Source organism: Bradyrhizobium sp. SMVTL-02 (assembly GCF_051853005.1).
In the GTDB taxonomy this organism is placed as follows: domain Bacteria; phylum Pseudomonadota; class Alphaproteobacteria; order Rhizobiales; family Xanthobacteraceae; genus Bradyrhizobium.
The window spans coordinates 5,792,555-5,808,413 of sequence record NZ_CP182469.1 but is presented as its reverse complement, the minus strand read 5'-3'; the positions used below and the strand labels follow the sequence as shown (position 1 = coordinate 5,808,413).

Below are 15,859 nucleotides of genomic sequence, written 5' to 3'. Positions count from 1 at the left end.
GTGGCATCCAACCACATCAACATTGCAACGCTTGTGTGACCGAAGTTGCGGCGGCGCGTGTCGTCAGGCGACGCCGCTGTCGATCGCCAGCCGGACCAGCTCGACCGAGGTCTTCACGCCGAGCTTCTGTCGCATGATCGAGGAGGTGTTGGCCACCGTCTTGTAGGACGACTGCACCAGCCAGGCGATCTCGGACAGGCTCTTGCCGGCGCTGAGCAGCCGCAAGATTTCCATCTCGCGTGCGTTCAGCTTCGACAGCGGGCTTTGCGCCAGCGTCGGCCCTGCGAAGGCGATGCTGCGCGCTATCGCGGTGGGCAGATAGGTGCCGCCGCCGCCGACCGCACGGATCGCCTCGACCAGATCGTCGGGGTCGCCGGTCTTGGAGACGTAGCCCTTGGCGCCGCATTCGATCGCGCGCGCGGCGAAAGCCGGGTCGTCGTTCATGCTGAACATGATGATGCGGGCCTCGGGCGCGCGCTCGAGGATGCGGCGTGCGAACTCGAAGCCGGACACCGTCGGCAGGTTGATGTCGATGATGCAGAGGTCGGGGCGCTCGACGATGAAGACGCTCTCGCCGTCTTCGGCGTCGGCGGCCTCCAGGATCTCGATCTCGCCCTCGTCGGCCAGCACGGCACGGCAGCCGGAGGCGACAATGGGATGATCGTCGACGATCAGAATGCGCATAGGCGTTTCCCCGTAACAGCGACGGCCTGTTGTCGCGCCGCATGATTCGAACAGGAGCGCCGCGCGCCCTCATGTCGCCTCATGCAACCCGGCCGGGATTGCTGTACGCTTTCGATTAGATATCGGGCGCTTCGTCCCTGTCAACGTCGTCAGACAGGCGCGGGCGAACCTTTCGCGAGGCACGGGCGGCATCAATGTGGCAGAATCTATCCTTGCGCGGGCGCATCAACCTGTTGCTGGCGCTGCTGCTGGCGCTGGGCCTCGCCGTGAATATCGGCCGCCAGGTCGCGGAGGCGGGGCCGCGCGTGCAGGCCGAGGACCAGAGCGTGATCCGCCTCGCGCGTGAATTCATCGAGATGATCGTGGCCGATCTCAACGAGGCGCCCGATCCGGATGCGCGGCTGAACCAGATCGCCCGCGATCTCAGCCGCCTGCGCCATGTCAGCATCGCGCTTCACGACTCCGACGGGAACCCGTTGACGCCGCCGCGGCCTGACGCCGAGGACGACACGCGCGCCCCACCGGCGTGGTTCGTCAACCTGGTTCATCCCGAGCAGACCGCGGTGAACGTGCCGGTGTCGATCCGCGGCAGCCCGGGCTCGCTGCGGATCACCTCGCATCCCGATGACGAGATCGCCGAGATTTGGGACGGCATCGTGACCCAGCTCGAGGTCGGCTCGGTGGTCGCGCTCGCGCTGTTTTTCCTGATGATGAATGTGGTCGGCCGGGCGCTGGCACCGCTCCAGTCGCTGACGCAGGTGATGGGGAAGCTCGAAGGTGGGGACTACGAGGCGCGTGTCGCGCCGGGCGGCGCGCCGGAGCTCGCCGCGATCTGCACCCGGCTCAACCATCTTGCCGCGACGCTCGGCGAGGCGGTCGAGGACAAGCGGCGCCTCGCCGAGCGCGCGGTGTCGCTGCAGGACGTCGAGCGCAAGGAGATCGCGCGCGAATTGCATGACGAATTCGGGCCGTATCTGTTCTCGCTGCGCGCCCATGCCAGCGCGCTGGCAAAGCTCGCGGACGGCAAGGCGCCGAGTGCAGAGGCGGTGCGCAAGCATGGCAGCGCCCTCCTGGAGCAGATCAACGCGCTCCAGCAATTCACCCGCCGCGTGCTGGAGCGCCTGCGGCCCGTCGGCCTTGCCGAACTCGGCCTCGGCCAGGCGCTGGAATCACTGTCCCGGCTGTGGCGGGAGTCGCATCCCGACGTCACCATCGAGACCACGATCTCGCCGCGGCTGGGGACGACCGGCGAGACCGCGGACCTCACCATCTACCGCGTGGTGCAGGAGGCGCTCACCAACGTGTTCCGCCATGCCGGCGCCACCGCGGTCAAGGTCGTCATCGAGCCGGCGGAGCAACTGACGCGCGGTGGCCGCCTCTGCGCCCGCGTGCGGGTCAGCGACAACGGCCGCGGCATGCAGCCGGGCCAGAAGCTCGGCTTCGGCCTCGTCGGCATGCGCGAGCGGATTCTGGCGCTCGGCGGCACGCTCGACGTTGTCTCCGGCGACGGCGGCCTGACCATCGAGGCGCTGGTGCCGACGGCGGCGGCCTGATGGCGCGACACGATCGGGAAAAATTCCCGATTAGGTCGGGAAAACGTGTGCGGATATTATCCGACCTTTTGTGGCTGGCGCGTGAGTTCCTGCCGATTACACTCGTCGGCACCAACCGGCGAAAAGTCAGAACAGCCGGTGGTCACCGGTGGGGTGGGAAGGCGGGAATGGGCAAGCGTCTTAGGGGTAAGCGTCGTTTGTTGATGGTCTCGGTGTCGACGGGGCTGGTCTTTGCCAGCCCTGCCGGGGCCGCGCCGGAGGAGGAAACCAACGTCCAGAACCTGCCGCCGGTCGAGGTGACGGCGCCGTCGCCCTCGACTGCGAGGCGCACGACGCCATCCCGGCCGGTCGCGCGCACGGGAGCCTCGTCGTCGAACCGCCCCAAGCCACGCATCTATGTCTACCCGACCTCGCCAGGCACCGGCAGGGGTCTCGACGTCGACAAGGTCGCCTCGGCAATTAACGCGGTCGATGCCAACCAGATCAGGCGCACCGGCTCGCTCAACGTCACCGACGCGCTGCGCGACAACATCGCCGGCGTCAACATCACCGAGGTCACCGGCAATCCGTTTCAGCCGGATGTCGAGTTCCGTGGCTTCGTCGCCTCGCCCGTGACGGGCACGCCACAGGGACTTGCCGTGTACCAGAACGGCGTGCGCATCAACGAAGCCTTTTCGGATGCCGTCAACTGGGACCTGATCCCGACCGCTGCGATCAGGTCCGTGACGCTCGTTACCAACAACCCGGCTTTCGGGCTCAATGCGCTCGGCGGCGCGGTCAACCTGCAGATGAAGGACGGCTTCACCTATCAGGGTGCCGAGCTCGATCTGATGGGCGGCTCGTTCGGTCGCGTCCAGGGTTCGGCGCAATGGGGCAAGCAGGTCGACAAGAACTACGGCGTCTATGCCGCGCTCGAAGGCCTGCGCGACAACGGTTTCCGCAACTTCTCGCAATCGACCGTGCGGCGCTTCTACGGTGACGTCGGCTACAAGGAAGGCGACAGCGAATTCCACGTCAACATGGGCGTTGCCAAGAACGATTTCGGCGCCAGCGCCACCGTTCCGGCCGAGCTGCTCGACAAATATTGGGGCGCGACCTACACGACGCCGCAGACCACGAGCAACCGCGTCGGCTATCTCAATTTCACCGGCAAGGTCGATGCGACGCCGACCTGGACGCTGGAAGGCACCGCGCATCTGCGCAGATACGAGCAGAAGCTGGTCGATGGCAATCCGACCGACGTGCAGGAATGCGGTGCTGATCCGACGCTGCTCTGCTTCGGCAATGACACCACGCCCGCGAATGGCCCGGGCGGCGTGCAGCTCGCCAATCCTTTTGCGCCGGGAACGATCCTGGGCGAGATCGACCGCAGCTCGATACGGTCGACCACCTTCGGCGTGTCGGGGCAGGCCACCAACACCGACCAACTGTTCGGGCACGACAACCGGTTCGTGATGGGCGCAAGCTACGACGCCAGTGTGACGCGCTACAACGCGACCGCCGAGATCGGCACGATCGCAGAAAACTACGTCGTCAGCGGCAGCGGCCTGTTTCTCGGGCCGACCGGCGTGCCTGACACCGTCGCAGGTCCGGTCTCGCTGCGGACCGTCAATCAATATAACGGCCTCTACGCGATGGACACGTTCAACGTCACGGATGCCTTCGCCGTCACCGGCGGCGGCCGCTTCAACGTGGCGCGCATCACGCTGGAGGATCAGCTCGGCACCAGCCTCAACGGCGACCACACCTTCACCCGCTTCAATCCGGTGATCGGCGGCACCTATAAGATCACGCCCGAGCTGACGGCCTATGCCGGCTATTCCGAGACCAACCGCGTGCCGACGCCGCTCGAGCTCGGCTGCGCCGACCCGGTCCGGCCCTGCCTGCTGGCGGCGTTTCTGGTTTCGGACCCGCCGCTGAAGCAGGTCGTGTCCAAGAACGTGGAGGCCGGCTTTCGCGGCACCAAGGAGCTGAACATCGGCTCTCTTGGATGGAAGATCGGTGCGTTCCGCGCCACCAACTATGACGACATTGCCGCCGTTCCCGCGGTCGGACGCACCGGCTTCGGCTATTTCACCAATGTCGGCCGTACCAGGCGCCAGGGGCTCGAGGCCGAGGTCAATATCAAATCGCCCACGCTCCAGTTCCAGGCGAGCTACGCCTTCGTCGACGCACGCTATCTCGACGCTTTCGAGCTCGGCTCCGAAAGCCCGTTCAGGGATCCCGTGACCGAGACCATTCAGGTCCTGCCCGGCGACCAGATCCCCGCGATTCCCCGCCACCGGGTCAAGATCGGTATCGACTACAACGTCACCGACGTCTGGAAAGTCGGCGGCAACGCGCTGTTCGTTTCCAGCCAGTATTTCGTCGGCGACGAGTCCAATCAGTATTCGAAGCTGCCGTCCTATACCGTGTTCAACCTCCACACCTCGTATCAGGTGACGAAGAACATCCAGCTCTATGGCAAGCTCGACAACATCTTCGACAAGCGCTACGCCACCTACGGGCGGTTCTTCGACCGTGAAGCCTTGCCCGACTTCGCCAATGGCGGCGCCGAGTTCACGGACCCGCGCTCGCTGAGCCCGGCCCGGCCGCGCGCGTTCTACGCGGGGTTGCGGGTGACATTCTAGGCGCGCCGAGGTCCGGCCGTCCGCGTCACGGGCGAAGTGGGGGGTTAGAGCAGACATTGGTCCGCTCCTTGCGCAGACAGCTTGCTTCAAATATCCCGCCTCCGGCATCATGGATCCGGAGGCTTGCTTTGTCGTGTCATTGAAAAATCCGGACGCCGTCGCCGCTATCGTTGCAGCGCTCCGACACGTTTACGGTGACGAGGTTGCGCGCCTCATGCTCGTCGAGGGCATGAGCCTCGCCAACCTGATCGATACGATGTTTTCCGCACCCCTGACGCACCGCGAGGCGATCAGGGCCATCACCGACGGACTGGACGACTTCGTCATTTCACCGGACCTCGGCCGCATGTGGCACCTAAGGTACATCTATGCCGACGAGCCCGGCTCCCTCCATGTCGTGGACATGGAGATCGCCACGCCGAGCGGTACGTTGGTGAGCAAGGACGTCTGGCTTCGGCTGTCGTCCTAGAGAAGCGGCACGTCGTTTCGCTGCCGCATCTCCCGTCGTGAGGGATGGGATCGGCCATGTTCTACTTCAGGCCGATTGACTCAATGTTCATGATTTGTTCTTATGCTGCGCGTCCAGCCAAGGAGCGAGCCATGGACAACCGCATCAATGAAATCCGTAAAATCATCAGGGCGTTACGTGTGAGCATGCGTGAGGCCGAGGCCATCATGCATGAGCAAATCAACCGGAACGAAGACTGCACCTTCGTGGCCGAGGAGGTCATGAAGATGCGCGCCGTGATGAGCGGGCTCGTCCAGGAGCGGGCTGCTCTCGGGGACACCGACCCGATCGTCGTCGCCAGCCTCTTCGTTCCCCGCCGGCGGCCGGCGCCACGGCGCCTTGTTCCGCCGAGCCTTGTACCGCCAAGAGAGGTCGCGCGGGCATGAAAGGTGAGAGGCCGACCTACTTCTCCGATATGCAGGAGCCCCCGGAGTTCCTGAAAGCTCTCGAGCATGCGCGGCGCCTGTCCTGCCTCGAAGGCTGGTGCCGCATGCACATCGAGGCGATCCAGGTCGCGATCGATCAATACGCTGAAGCAGCTCTCGGCAATCGGGAGTTCTTCCTCAACAAGCCGCACAGCATCGGCGAGAGGCGCAGGAGCGGCGAGGTGCCGTAGGATGGGAGGCGTCCTGCGCCGAATGCCGGCGCTGCAGCTTTTACTGATCGGAAACCATGTCAAATGATCCGAAAACTTTAACGAAACTGTTCGGCTGCCTCCGCGTCAGTTCGGCGGAGGGTCCGTCCGATGACAGAGCACCAGTTGAAAGAGCGGCAATTCCAGATCGCGCGTTACCGTCGCCTGGAGCGGGAAGTGACCGACCCGCTTGCCGCGTGTCTGCTTCACAGCATCATTGAGGAGCTTGAAGAGGAGCTGCACAGGGACGTCCCGGATTGTCACGGGCCGCGTGATTAACGCTTTCTTAGCGCTGCTCATGCGGATTATTCGTGGGGGACTACGAGGGGAGACTGCTCCCATGCTGAAGGACGGTACCTACGCGGCTTGGTACAAGACGCCAATCGATCAAGGCACCGGAATCGTCCATGTTGCAGACGGCCAGATCTGGGGCCGCGACAGCCTGATGACCTATCACGGCTCCTGCAAGGTCGATGGAGACCGTTTCACCGCCACACTGTCGACGAAGCGTCATACCGACGGACGCGCGACGGTCTTCGGTATTGAGGACGAGCTGACGCTGGACATCGAGGGAAGCTGCCCCGGCAAGATCGCGACCTACACGGCGACGGCACAACAAGTGCCAGGAATGGTTCTCCATGGTACGCTCATTTTGACCGAGCCGCCGGCGGCGTCCGCGCAAGCCGAGCGGGTGCCGGCGTTCAACCCCGACAAGCTTCCAAAGCTTCCGAAGCTGCCCAGGCGCCCGCGCTGACGGCGGGAGCCATTTCCGGCGCCTCGCATCCACCTGCCGCGCCCCCGAGCTGCGCAATTCTGCAGATTCAGCACCCGTACTGCCGCTTCTCAAACGGCCCGCGACCCGCCATTGTGCCACTGCTAAAGCATCACCCCGGAGCAGCATCGCATGTCGGACAAGGTCTCGCGTCGCCAGTTTGCCGCGCTGGCGGGATTGTCCGCGGCAGCCATCGCAAATCCTCTGGAAGGCGCCGATGCGAAGCCGGCGGCAGCAGCCTCGCGCGACAGCGGCTTTCCGGCAGGCTTTCTCTGGGGCACGGCGACCTCGTCCTATCAGATCGAGGGCGCGGTCGACGAGGGCGGGCGAGGGATCTCGATCTGGGACAAGTTCGTGCGCATTCCCGGCAAGATCGAGGACGGCTCGACCGGCGACCGCGCCAACGAGCACTACCATCGCTACAAGGAGGATATCGCGCTCATCAAGGAACTCGGCTGCAAGGCCTATCGCTTCTCGGTCGCCTGGCCGCGGGTGTTCCCTGATGGGGACGGCAAGCCGAACGCTGGCGGGCTCGACTTCTACAATCGGCTCATCGACGAGCTGCTCAGGAACGGCATCGAGCCGTGGGCGACGCTCTATCATTGGGATCTGCCGCAATCGCTGCAGGACCGCTTCGGCGGCTGGCGCTCGACCGAGACCTGCAAGATATTTGGCGACTATGCGGCCTATGTCGCCGAGCGCCTGACCGACCGCGTCAAGAACGTGTTCACGCTGAACGAGAGCGGCCGCTTCGTGCAGTTCGGCTACGGCCTCGGCATCGACGCGCCCGGCATGACGCTGCCGCAAAGAGAGGTCAACCAGATCAGGCACAACAGCGCGCTCGCGCACGGGCTTGCGGTTCAGGCGGTGCGGGCCCATGGCCGCCACGGCACCAGGGTGGGTCCTGCCGAGAACATCGACGTCTGCGTTCCCGCGATCGACACGCCCGAGCATGTCCAGGCCGCCGAGATCGCCCTGCGCGAGATGAATGCCGGCTATCTCAACGTCATCATGGAAGGCCGCTATACCGACGCGTTCCTGAAATATGCCGGCGCCGATGCGCCGAAGTATACCGAGGCCGAGCTGAAGATCATCTCCTCGCCGGTCGATTTCCTCGGTCTCAACATCTACGCGCCCCAGAACTATGTGGTTCCGTCAGAGGAGGGCGCGGGCTTCATGCCGCTGCCGATCCCGAAATCGTTCCCGCACATGAGTTCGAACTGGCTCCGCGTCGCGCCGGAGACGATCTACTGGGTGCCGAAGCTTGCGGCAAAGATCTGGAAGACGGATGCGATCTACATCACCGAGAATGGCACCTCCGGCGACGATGTGGTTTCGCCCGACGGCAAGATCTACGACACCGACCGCATCATGTATCTGCGCAACTATCTCGCCCAGCTGCAGCGCGCCACCGCCGAGGGCGTGCCGGTGCGCGGCTATTTCCTCTGGAGCCTGATGGACAATTTCGAATGGGTGTTCGGCCTCAGCAAGCGCTTCGGCCTCTATCACGTCAACTTCGACACCCAGGTGCGAACCGCAAAGCTCAGCGCGAGTTTCTACCGCAACGTCATCGCGAAGAACGCCGCGGGGGTTTGATCACTTCGCCTCTCCCCGCGCGCGGGCAGAGGCCGGATTTTACGCGCAGCGGAAAATCCGGGTGAGGGGGAGCCTCCGCGAGTCCGTCTGTTACCGTTTTTTGCCGAGGCAGCTCCTCACCCCAACCCTCTCCCCCTAAGAACAGGGAGAGGAGTGCAGCAGCGCGCATTGACTCCATTCGGCGCCTGATTCACAACGCCTCTCAACACCAACAACAAGAGGACAACGCCAATGGCTGACGCGCTGATCATCGATGCCTGCCGCACCCCGCGAGGCGTCGGCAAGGCCGGCAAGGGAGCTCTGTCGGGCATTCATCCGCAGCAGCTGGGAGCAACCGTGCTGCGTGCGCTCGCCGATCGCACCGGCATCAATACCGCCGACGTCGACGACATCGTCTGGGGCTGCAGCGCGCAGGTTGCGACCCAAAGCGGCGATCTCGGCCGCATGTCGGCGCTCGATGCCGGCTATGACGTGCGCGCCAGCGCGGTGACGCTGGACCGCTTCTGCGGCAGCGGCATCACCAGCGTCAACATGGCGGCGAGCTCGATCATGGCGGGCGCCGAAGACCTCGTCATCGCCGGCGGCTGCGAGATGATGTCGATGGAAGGGCGGCGCGGCGGCGGGCCGATGATGATGGACTCCGGCAATCTGCGCCTGCGGGCACGGCATCCGCAGTCGCATCAGGGCGTCTGCGCCGATGCGATCGCGACTCTCGAAAGGATCACGCGCCAGGATGTCGACGCCCTCGGGCTCGAGAGCCAGAAGCGCGCCGCGCATGCCATGGCGAACGGCCATTTCAAGAAGAGCCTCGTACCCGTGCATCGCGAGGACGGGAGCCTCGCGCTCGACCACGAAGAATATCCGCGGCCGCAGACCACGATGGAGGGTCTCAGCAGCCTGAAGCCGGCCTTCCCCGCCATCGCCGATTACGCGCTCGACGACAAGGGCACGACCTATCGCGGCCTCATCCTGCAGAAATATCCGGACCTGAAGATCGACTTCGTGCATCACGCCGGAAACTCGTCCGGCGTCGTCGACGGCGCCGCCGCGATCCTCCTGGCTTCGCCCGCCTATGCCAAGGCGCATGGCCTTAAAGCCCGCGCCCGTGTCGTCGCCATGGCGAACATGGGGGACTCGCCGACCCTGATGCTGAACGCACCGGTGCCGGCGACGCGCAAGGTGCTGGCGAAGGCGGGGCTCACCATCGACGACATCGACCTGTTCGAGATCAACGAGGCCTTTGCGGTGGTCGCGGAAAAATACATCCGCGACCTCAAGCTCGACCGCGCCAAGGTCAACGTCAATGGCGGCTCGATCGCGCTCGGCCATCCCATCGGCGCGACCGGCTCGATCCTGATCGGCACCGTGCTCGACGAGCTCGAGCGGCGCGACATGAAGCGCGGTCTCGTCACGATGTGTGCCGCCGGCGGCATGGCGCCCGCCATCATCATCGAGCGCGTTTAGCCTGTTCACCTCGCCCCGCTTGCGTGGGGAGGTCGGATTCATGCGGGCGAGGGGGACTCTCCGCGCACTGAACTCTCACCGTCTTTGCTGAAGCAGCCCCTCACGCCGACCCTCTCCCCGCAAGAACGGGGAGAAGGAGAGCACCTGCAAAAGCGGCTGCAGTGCGATCCAACCCTTATTTTTCAGGGTGAATCGCGCGCCCTCGTTCGCTCGTAGCTTGTCGAAAGGCGCGAATCAGCTTTAGCAAGGTTGCGTGCGGGCCTTTGAAACAAGGTAAAACCCGCTGTCAGAGGCTTCTTCCGCTCCGGAAATAGCTAAAAAGCAGGGTTTTTTGCCACAGGGGGCCAAAAAAGCCCGTAAAATCGCGACAAAACTGTGCAGAGGGCTATAGGCCTTCGCCGCTTGGTCTAATATGCAACCGGCAACGAATCAGAGGAGACACGATGCCAGCCCAAATGTCGAAATCGCAGTTGATCGAAAAGATTGCGACCGCCACCGAGCTTTCCAAGCGCGACGTCAAGAGTGTCATGGAGACGCTGACCGACGTCGGCCACAAGGAGCTCAAGAAGAACGGCCTGTTCCTGGTGCCGGGTTTCGCCAAGTTCGTGGTCATCAAGAAGCCCGCGACCAAGGCGCGCAAGGGCACCAACCCGTTCACGGGTGAGGAGATGATGTTCAAGGCCAAGCCGGCCCGGAAGATCGTCCGCGCCCGCCCGGTCAAGGCTGCCAAGGACGCCGTGGCCTGATACCGCAAAGGCCCCCTCGCACCGAGGGGGCCTTTTGTTTGGGGCAGCGCGGGGGCCTGAGACGGAGGGGCTCAACCCTTGCGGCGCTTCACCCGGACCGGGACCGGCTCAAGCCGCGGCTCGGGCCCTGCAAGCGCATCGCGAACCCGGTCGATGGCGCGATCGAGCAGCTGGCGCAGCCGCTGCGTCCTGCGCGATCTCTTCGCTTTTTCCAGCAGTTTCTTCATCGCATCACTCCGCCGCTTCGACGTTCGCATCGACTTGGGCCGCCGCCGGCTCGAGCGCTGCGGCGATGGCCTCGTCGACGCGCTCCAGCCAGATGAATTCGAGGGTGTCCCGCGCGCTCTTCGGGATGTCGTCATAATCCCGCTTGTTGCGCGCCGGCAGCATCACCCGCTTCAGCCCGGCGGCGGCCGCAGCCACCACCTTCTCCTTGATGCCGCCGACCGGCAGCACCAGACCGCGCAGCGAGATCTCGCCCGTCATCGCGGTGTCGCTGCGCACCGTGCGATTGGTGAGCAGCGACGTCAGCGCCGTGAACATCGCCACACCCGCGCTCGGTCCGTCCTTCGGGGTCGCCCCCGCGGGGACGTGAACGTGGATGTCGCTCTTCTCGAACACGGACGGATCGATGCCGAGCTGCGAGGCCCGGCTCTTCACCAGCGTCAGCGCCGCCTGCACGCTCTCGCGCATGACCTCGCCGAGTTGGCCGGTCAGGATCATGCCGCCGCGGCCGGGCACGCGCGAAGCCTCGATGAACAGGATGTCGCCGCCGACCGGCGTCCAGGCAAGGCCGGTGGCCACGCCCGGAATGCTGGTGCGCTGCGCGATCTCGCCCTCGAAGCGCGGCTGGCCGAGCACGGTGGCGATGTCCTTCGTCGTCACCGCGACCTTGGCAGCCGTGCCTTCGGCGACCTGCACCGCGGCATGGCGGAACACCTTGCCGATCTCGCGCTCCAGGTTACGGACGCCGGCTTCGCGGGTGTAGCCCTTGATGATCAGCTTCAGCGCCTCCGGCTCGATCTCGGCCTGCTCGGCCGAGAGACCGTTGGCCTCGAGCTGCCGCCGCACCAGGTAGCGCCGCGCGATCTCCAGCTTCTCGTCCTCGGTGTAACCGGCGAGGCTGATCAGCTCCATGCGGTCCAGCAGCGGACCCGGAATCTGGTCCAGCATGTTGGCGGTCGCGATGAACACCACGCGCGACAGGTCGAAGGGCACGCCCAGGTAATTGTCCCGGAACGTCCCGTTCTGCTCGGGGTCGAGCACCTCCAGCATGGCTGCGGAGGGATCGCCCTGCACGCCGCGGCCCATCTTGTCGATCTCATCCAGCATCATGACGCAGTTGCGGCTGCCCGCCTTCTTGATGCCTTGGATGATGTTGCCGGGCAGGGCACCGATATAGGTGCGCCGGTGACCGCGGATCTCGGCCTCGTCATGCACGCCCCCTAAGCTGACGCGCACGAAGGGGCGATCCATCGCGCGGGCGATGGACTGGCCGAGCGAGGTCTTGCCGACGCCGGGCGGGCCGACGAAGCACAGGATCGGGGCCTTGCCCTGCGGGGCGAGCTTGCGCACCGCCAGATATTCGATGATCCGGCTCTTGATCTTCTCCAGGCCGAAATGATCGGCATCCAGGATGCGACGCGCCTCCTTGATGTCGATCGGCTTCTCCGCCGGCAGCGCCCAAGGCAGCTCGATCAGCCAGTCGAGGTAGGTGCGGACCATGCCGGCTTCGGCGGCCGCCTCGGGCATACGCTCGTAGCGGCGCAGCTCCTTCTTGGCATGCGCCTCCGCTTCCGGAGGCATGTTCGCCTTGGCGATGGCAGCCGTCAGCTCGGTGACCTCGGCGGCCTTGCCGTCGCCTTCGCCGAGCTGGCGCTGGATGGTCGCCAACTGCTCGCGCAGGATCGCCTCGCGCTGTCGCTCGTCGAACGTGGCCTTGGTCTTCTGGCCGATCTCGTTGCTGATGCGCAGCACCTCCAGCCGCTCGGCCAGGTGCTTCGACACCTTCTCGACGCGCAAGGCGAGGTCGATGGTCTCCAAGACCTCCTGCTTGTCCTGAGGCTTGATATCCATGAACGAGGTCGCCAGGTCGGCCAGCGCGCCGGGCGCGGTGGTGCCCTGGAACATCGCGACCAGCTCGGGCGGCGCCTGCGGCAGCAGCTCGATCGCCTCGATCGCCTGGCGCTGCAGGTTCAGCGCGCGCGCCTCGATCTCGGGCGAGTTCGTGGTCGGCTCCGGAATCTGCTGGATGCGCGCGGCCGGGAACGGCGTCCCCGGCAGGAAGTCGAGGATGCGGGCGCGCTGCACGCCCTGGCAGACGATGTGATGCGTGCCGTCGGGCGCGGTGATGTAGCGCACGATGTTGGCGATAGTGGCAACCCGGTAGAGGTCGTCCGGCCCGGGGTCCTCGATCTGCGGGCTGCGCTGCAGGACGATGCCGACCGGCCGCTGCTCGCGCAGCGCCTGCTGCGCGGCGGCGATCGACTTCGCCCGGCCGATCGCGATCGGCGCGATGGCGCCGGGAAACAGCACCATCTCGCGCACGGGGATGATGATCAGTGCGTCCTCGGGGATCTTCACGTCGGAGCCGTTTTGGGAATTGGTCTGTGCGTTATTCATCGGTTCGGTGGCCATGATCGACCTCAGGATTTGGCGAGGCGCAGTGCGACGCAGCCGTCCATCACGAAGCGGCTGATGGCGTAGCGGCCGAGGGGCAATGCAATGCGGCGCTCAAAACGCCCCTGCGGCAGCTCGAGCCGGTGGATGCGGGCCTTGCGAAGCTCCGGCGGCAGCGTGCGCTGGCCGGAAATCACGAGCACGCCGTCATGGATGACCGTCTCGACATTGTCCGGAGTGACGCCGGGAAGCGCGACCAGGATCAAAAGCTCATGCTCGGTCTCGAGCACGTCGATCGGCGGCTCCCAGCAGGCTTCCTGGCGGCCGAACTGGTGCCGCAGCCGCTCGGCACGCGTCAGCGAGTCCAGGGCTTCGGACAGCATCCAGTCGAGGGGATTTTTGGGTTGCATGATGCGGACCTGGGGGCTGGGAAAGCCTGCATATGGGGCCGGTTCCGGGGAAGTCCAGTGCAGTGCTGCTGACGTGCCATGCGCCATCGTGCGATCCCACAAGCAAACGCCGCGGCAAGGCCGCGGCGTTCTGTCATGAGAGCGGACAGCATCAGGCCGCGGCGCGATACTCGTCTTCCGCTTCGAGGTTGATGACGGAGGTGGCGAGCTCGGTCAGCGTGCGATCGGTCGCCTCTTCCTCGTCCAGCGTCTCCTGGAGCAGCCTTGCTGCGTCCTGCATGCCGAGCTCCTCGGCCCAGGTGCGCAGCGTGCCGTAGCGGGAGATTTCGTAATGCTCGACCGACTGGGCGGACGCGAGCAGTCCGGCGTCGAGGGCGGGGGCTCCCTTGAATTCCTTCATGATCTCGGCGCCCTCGTCCGCGATGCCGTTGATGGCCTCGCAGGGCTTGCCGCGCGCGGGTTTGCCCAGCATCCGGAAGATCTGGTCGAGGCGCTTGACCTGACCCTGGGTCTCGCGCAGATGCTTGTTGAAGGCAGCCGCGAGGTCCTTGGACTGCGCGGCCTTGGCCATCTTCGGCAAGGTCTTGATGATCTTGTTCTCGGCGAAATAGATGTCCTTCAGCGTTTCCAGAAACAGATCGCTGAGCATCTTCGGCGCCTGACGCGGCCGGCGCGCCGCGGTCTTCTTGCTTGTTCGTTTCTTCGCTCGTTTAGCCATACGTCCTCCTCTTGAGGTGACACGGGAAGGCGTCTCCTTCCTTGATCCTCAGGCGGTCAAAGACTTTGGGAGATCGAAAGTTCCAAACTGCAACCGGCACTGGCGGCGATCGCTCAGGTCGGCCGCTTGTAGGGATCTTCCTGCCGTTGTCGTGCCTCGGTGTCGCGGTCGAGCCGCGCGCGTTCGCCGCGCCGCAGGCGTCCGGCCTTCATCACGCCATAGACGAGAACCGCACCGAGCAGGAAGGCTCCGATGAACCAGAGCCAAAGCAGATTGGCCGAGAGCTGGCCAAGGAGCATTCCGATTCCACTGTCGCTCATTGTCGTCTCCGGTGATTTCCAGACTGTTTGCGCTGGGCTAAGTCAGCCCGGCAGCCATCGTTCCAGCGTCGAGGACCGGGCCGGAGCATGCCTGCGACGTCGCCGTGTTTCCCCTGGCCATCCCGATGAGGCCGGTCCCGGCGCGATCGCGACCACGCTGCTGCTGTCGGGCGACGCCGGCTACGGCACGCGATTTGCGATCATCATCGCGATCGTGCTCGCGGTTTGCCTGCTCTGCATGCCCTGCTTTTTCTCTCCGCAAGCCTGATCGCCCGTACCCTCGGGCGCACCGGAAAACGCGCTGCTCTCGCGTGTGCTCGGCGTGCTGCTCGCGGCCTATTCGGTGCAGTTCATGATCAACGGCATCGCGGCCGTCCGGACGAACCTCGCCCAGGCCTGCGACAATCTGTTAATTTGTTGATTTTATGGTCTATTTCGCGAAGGAGCGGGCGCGCCGTCCGGATGCCGACGGGCCGGCCGCTTTCGCTTGCGCTGCCATGTTGCTTTGACGTACTTCCCCTCCTACCAGCACCAGGAAAATCGGATGTCGATGCCAGCGGACGAGCTCGCCAAGAGACAGGCCATCATCGACGCCTGCCGCCGCATGAACGCGCTCGGCATCAACCAGGGCACGTCAGGCAATATCAGTGTCCGGCATGCGGACGGGCTTCTGGTCACGCCGACCAGCGTGCCCTATGACGCCATGACGCCGGACCAGATCGTGTTCATGGCAATGGACGGCTCGCATGCGCGCCATCAGAAGGCGTCCAGCGAATGGCGCTTCCATCGCGACATCCTGATGTCGCGGCCCGACGTCAACGCCGTCGTCCACGCCCATCCGACCTATTGCACCATCCTGGCGATCATGGGCATGGAGATCCCGCCCGTACACTACATGATCGCGGCTGCTGGCGGCGACAGCATCCGCTGCGCTCCCTATGCGACCTTCGGAACGGAGGAACTGTCCGACCACGCGGTGCGGGCGCTGGAGGGGCGGCTTGCCTGCCTGCTCGACCATCACGGCATGATCGCGATCGGCAAGACGCTGGACAAGGCGATGTGGCTCGCTGTCGAAGTCGAGACGCTGGCGCGGCAATATCACGGCTGTCTTCAGATCGGACAACCGCCGCTGCTTTCCAGTGACGAGATCGAACGGGTCCGCCAGCGCATGGCCGGCTACGGCCTGTCGGAAGGGTAGGGCGGGC

Annotated in this window: 17 protein-coding genes and 1 pseudogene; 12 read left to right on the top strand and 6 right to left on the bottom strand. The window is 65.0% G+C overall.

Annotated features, from left to right (window positions below):
- Nucleotides 1-63 precede the first annotated feature (63 nt).
- Nucleotides 64-684 (bottom strand): response regulator, encoded by a 621-nt coding sequence (locus ACNJYB_RS27800; RefSeq protein WP_439369708.1) that lies wholly within the window; start codon nt 682-684, stop codon nt 64-66.
- A gap of 194 nt (nt 685-878) precedes the next feature.
- Between ACNJYB_RS27800 and ACNJYB_RS27795 the strand changes: the two genes are divergently transcribed.
- The 10 genes from ACNJYB_RS27795 (at nt 879) to ACNJYB_RS27750 (ending at nt 10,587) form a co-directional block, all read left to right on the top strand.
- A complete protein-coding gene (locus tag ACNJYB_RS27795) occupies nt 879-2,237 on the top strand; it encodes a histidine kinase (RefSeq protein WP_439369707.1) in 1,359 nt (452 codons plus the stop codon).
- Nucleotides 2,238-2,404: 167 nt separating this feature from the next.
- Nucleotides 2,405-4,867, top strand: coding sequence for a TonB-dependent receptor (locus ACNJYB_RS27790; protein WP_439369706.1), 2,463 nt, complete (start codon nt 2,405-2,407; stop codon nt 4,865-4,867).
- 109 nt (nt 4,868-4,976) lie between these two features.
- Complete coding sequence (locus ACNJYB_RS27785) at nt 4,977-5,336, top strand: hypothetical protein (protein ID WP_439369705.1); 360 nt, start codon at nt 4,977-4,979, stop codon at nt 5,334-5,336.
- 131 nt (nt 5,337-5,467) lie between these two features.
- Nucleotides 5,468-5,761 (top strand): hypothetical protein, encoded by a 294-nt coding sequence (locus tag ACNJYB_RS27780; protein ID WP_439369704.1) that lies wholly within the window; start codon nt 5,468-5,470, stop codon nt 5,759-5,761.
- Nucleotides 5,758-5,991, top strand: a complete 234-nt coding sequence (locus tag ACNJYB_RS27775) for a hypothetical protein (RefSeq protein WP_283025008.1) — start codon at nt 5,758-5,760, stop codon at nt 5,989-5,991. Before ACNJYB_RS27780 ends, ACNJYB_RS27775 begins: the two co-directional genes overlap by 4 nt.
- 129 nt (nt 5,992-6,120) lie before the next feature.
- Nucleotides 6,121-6,288, top strand: a complete 168-nt coding sequence (locus tag ACNJYB_RS27770; RefSeq protein WP_439369702.1) for a hypothetical protein — start codon at nt 6,121-6,123, stop codon at nt 6,286-6,288.
- Nucleotides 6,289-6,349: 61 nt separating this feature from the next.
- Nucleotides 6,350-6,763 (top strand): hypothetical protein, encoded by a 414-nt coding sequence (locus tag ACNJYB_RS27765; RefSeq protein WP_439369701.1) that lies wholly within the window; start codon nt 6,350-6,352, stop codon nt 6,761-6,763.
- A 150-nt stretch (nt 6,764-6,913) separates the two neighbouring features.
- A complete protein-coding gene (locus tag ACNJYB_RS27760) occupies nt 6,914-8,377 on the top strand; it encodes a GH1 family beta-glucosidase (RefSeq protein WP_439369700.1) in 1,464 nt (487 codons plus the stop codon).
- Between the two features lie 231 nt (nt 8,378-8,608).
- Nucleotides 8,609-9,841, top strand: coding sequence for an acetyl-CoA C-acetyltransferase (locus tag ACNJYB_RS27755; RefSeq protein ID WP_439369698.1), 1,233 nt, complete (start codon nt 8,609-8,611; stop codon nt 9,839-9,841).
- Between the two features lie 443 nt (nt 9,842-10,284).
- Entirely contained in the window at nt 10,285-10,587 is a 303-nt protein-coding gene (locus ACNJYB_RS27750; protein WP_008139488.1) for an HU family DNA-binding protein, read from the top strand.
- 71 nt (nt 10,588-10,658) lie between these two features.
- Here the strand turns inward: ACNJYB_RS27750 and ACNJYB_RS27745 are convergent, their stop codons facing one another.
- From ACNJYB_RS27745 to ACNJYB_RS27725, 5 genes are all read right to left on the bottom strand, one after another.
- Nucleotides 10,659-10,814: a hypothetical protein gene (locus ACNJYB_RS27745; RefSeq protein ID WP_439369697.1), complete on the bottom strand. Its 156-nt coding sequence runs from the start codon at nt 10,812-10,814 to the stop codon at nt 10,659-10,661.
- A gap of 4 nt (nt 10,815-10,818) precedes the next feature.
- Nucleotides 10,819-13,224 carry an endopeptidase La gene (gene lon, locus ACNJYB_RS27740; protein WP_439369695.1) on the bottom strand — a complete coding sequence of 802 codons (2,406 nt, stop codon included), beginning with the start codon at nt 13,222-13,224 and terminating at the stop codon, nt 10,819-10,821.
- Nucleotides 13,225-13,232: 8 nt separating this feature from the next.
- Entirely contained in the window at nt 13,233-13,616 is a 384-nt protein-coding gene (locus ACNJYB_RS27735) for an Hsp20/alpha crystallin family protein (RefSeq protein ID WP_439369694.1), read from the bottom strand.
- A 151-nt stretch (nt 13,617-13,767) separates the two neighbouring features.
- Nucleotides 13,768-14,334 (bottom strand): YciE/YciF ferroxidase family protein, encoded by a 567-nt coding sequence (locus tag ACNJYB_RS27730; protein ID WP_439369693.1) that lies wholly within the window; start codon nt 14,332-14,334, stop codon nt 13,768-13,770.
- A gap of 113 nt (nt 14,335-14,447) precedes the next feature.
- Entirely contained in the window at nt 14,448-14,654 is a 207-nt protein-coding gene (locus ACNJYB_RS27725) for a hypothetical protein (RefSeq protein WP_439369692.1), read from the bottom strand.
- An 80-nt stretch (nt 14,655-14,734) separates the two neighbouring features.
- Between ACNJYB_RS27725 and ACNJYB_RS27720 the strand changes: the two are divergent.
- Both ACNJYB_RS27720 and ACNJYB_RS27715 read left to right on the top strand, forming a co-directional pair.
- Nucleotides 14,735-15,075, top strand: a pseudogene (locus ACNJYB_RS27720) (MarC family protein); the annotation flags it as partial.
- A 123-nt stretch (nt 15,076-15,198) separates the two neighbouring features.
- Nucleotides 15,199-15,852, top strand: coding sequence for an L-fuculose-phosphate aldolase (locus ACNJYB_RS27715; RefSeq protein ID WP_439369691.1), 654 nt, complete (start codon nt 15,199-15,201; stop codon nt 15,850-15,852).
- Nucleotides 15,853-15,859 lie beyond the last annotated feature (7 nt).

Coding starts and splice junctions, on each gene's coding strand:
- ACNJYB_RS27800 (WP_439369708.1), bottom strand. CDS start 684: ATGCGCATTCTGATCGTCGACGATCATCCCATTGTCGCCTCCGGCTGC.
- ACNJYB_RS27795 (WP_439369707.1), top strand. CDS start 879: ATGTGGCAGAATCTATCCTTGCGCGGGCGCATCAACCTGTTGCTGGCG.
- ACNJYB_RS27790 (WP_439369706.1), top strand. CDS start 2,405: ATGGGCAAGCGTCTTAGGGGTAAGCGTCGTTTGTTGATGGTCTCGGTG.
- ACNJYB_RS27785 (WP_439369705.1), top strand. CDS start 4,977: ATGGATCCGGAGGCTTGCTTTGTCGTGTCATTGAAAAATCCGGACGCC.
- ACNJYB_RS27780 (WP_439369704.1), top strand. CDS start 5,468: ATGGACAACCGCATCAATGAAATCCGTAAAATCATCAGGGCGTTACGT.
- ACNJYB_RS27775 (WP_283025008.1), top strand. CDS start 5,758: ATGAAAGGTGAGAGGCCGACCTACTTCTCCGATATGCAGGAGCCCCCG.
- ACNJYB_RS27770 (WP_439369702.1), top strand. CDS start 6,121: ATGACAGAGCACCAGTTGAAAGAGCGGCAATTCCAGATCGCGCGTTAC.
- ACNJYB_RS27765 (WP_439369701.1), top strand. CDS start 6,350: ATGCTGAAGGACGGTACCTACGCGGCTTGGTACAAGACGCCAATCGAT.
- ACNJYB_RS27760 (WP_439369700.1), top strand. CDS start 6,914: ATGTCGGACAAGGTCTCGCGTCGCCAGTTTGCCGCGCTGGCGGGATTG.
- ACNJYB_RS27755 (WP_439369698.1), top strand. CDS start 8,609: ATGGCTGACGCGCTGATCATCGATGCCTGCCGCACCCCGCGAGGCGTC.
- ACNJYB_RS27750 (WP_008139488.1), top strand. CDS start 10,285: ATGCCAGCCCAAATGTCGAAATCGCAGTTGATCGAAAAGATTGCGACC.
- ACNJYB_RS27745 (WP_439369697.1), bottom strand. CDS start 10,814: ATGAAGAAACTGCTGGAAAAAGCGAAGAGATCGCGCAGGACGCAGCGG.
- lon (WP_439369695.1), bottom strand. CDS start 13,224: ATGGCCACCGAACCGATGAATAACGCACAGACCAATTCCCAAAACGGC.
- ACNJYB_RS27735 (WP_439369694.1), bottom strand. CDS start 13,616: ATGCAACCCAAAAATCCCCTCGACTGGATGCTGTCCGAAGCCCTGGAC.
- ACNJYB_RS27730 (WP_439369693.1), bottom strand. CDS start 14,334: ATGGCTAAACGAGCGAAGAAACGAACAAGCAAGAAGACCGCGGCGCGC.
- ACNJYB_RS27725 (WP_439369692.1), bottom strand. CDS start 14,654: ATGAGCGACAGTGGAATCGGAATGCTCCTTGGCCAGCTCTCGGCCAAT.
- ACNJYB_RS27715 (WP_439369691.1), top strand. CDS start 15,199: ATGTCGATGCCAGCGGACGAGCTCGCCAAGAGACAGGCCATCATCGAC.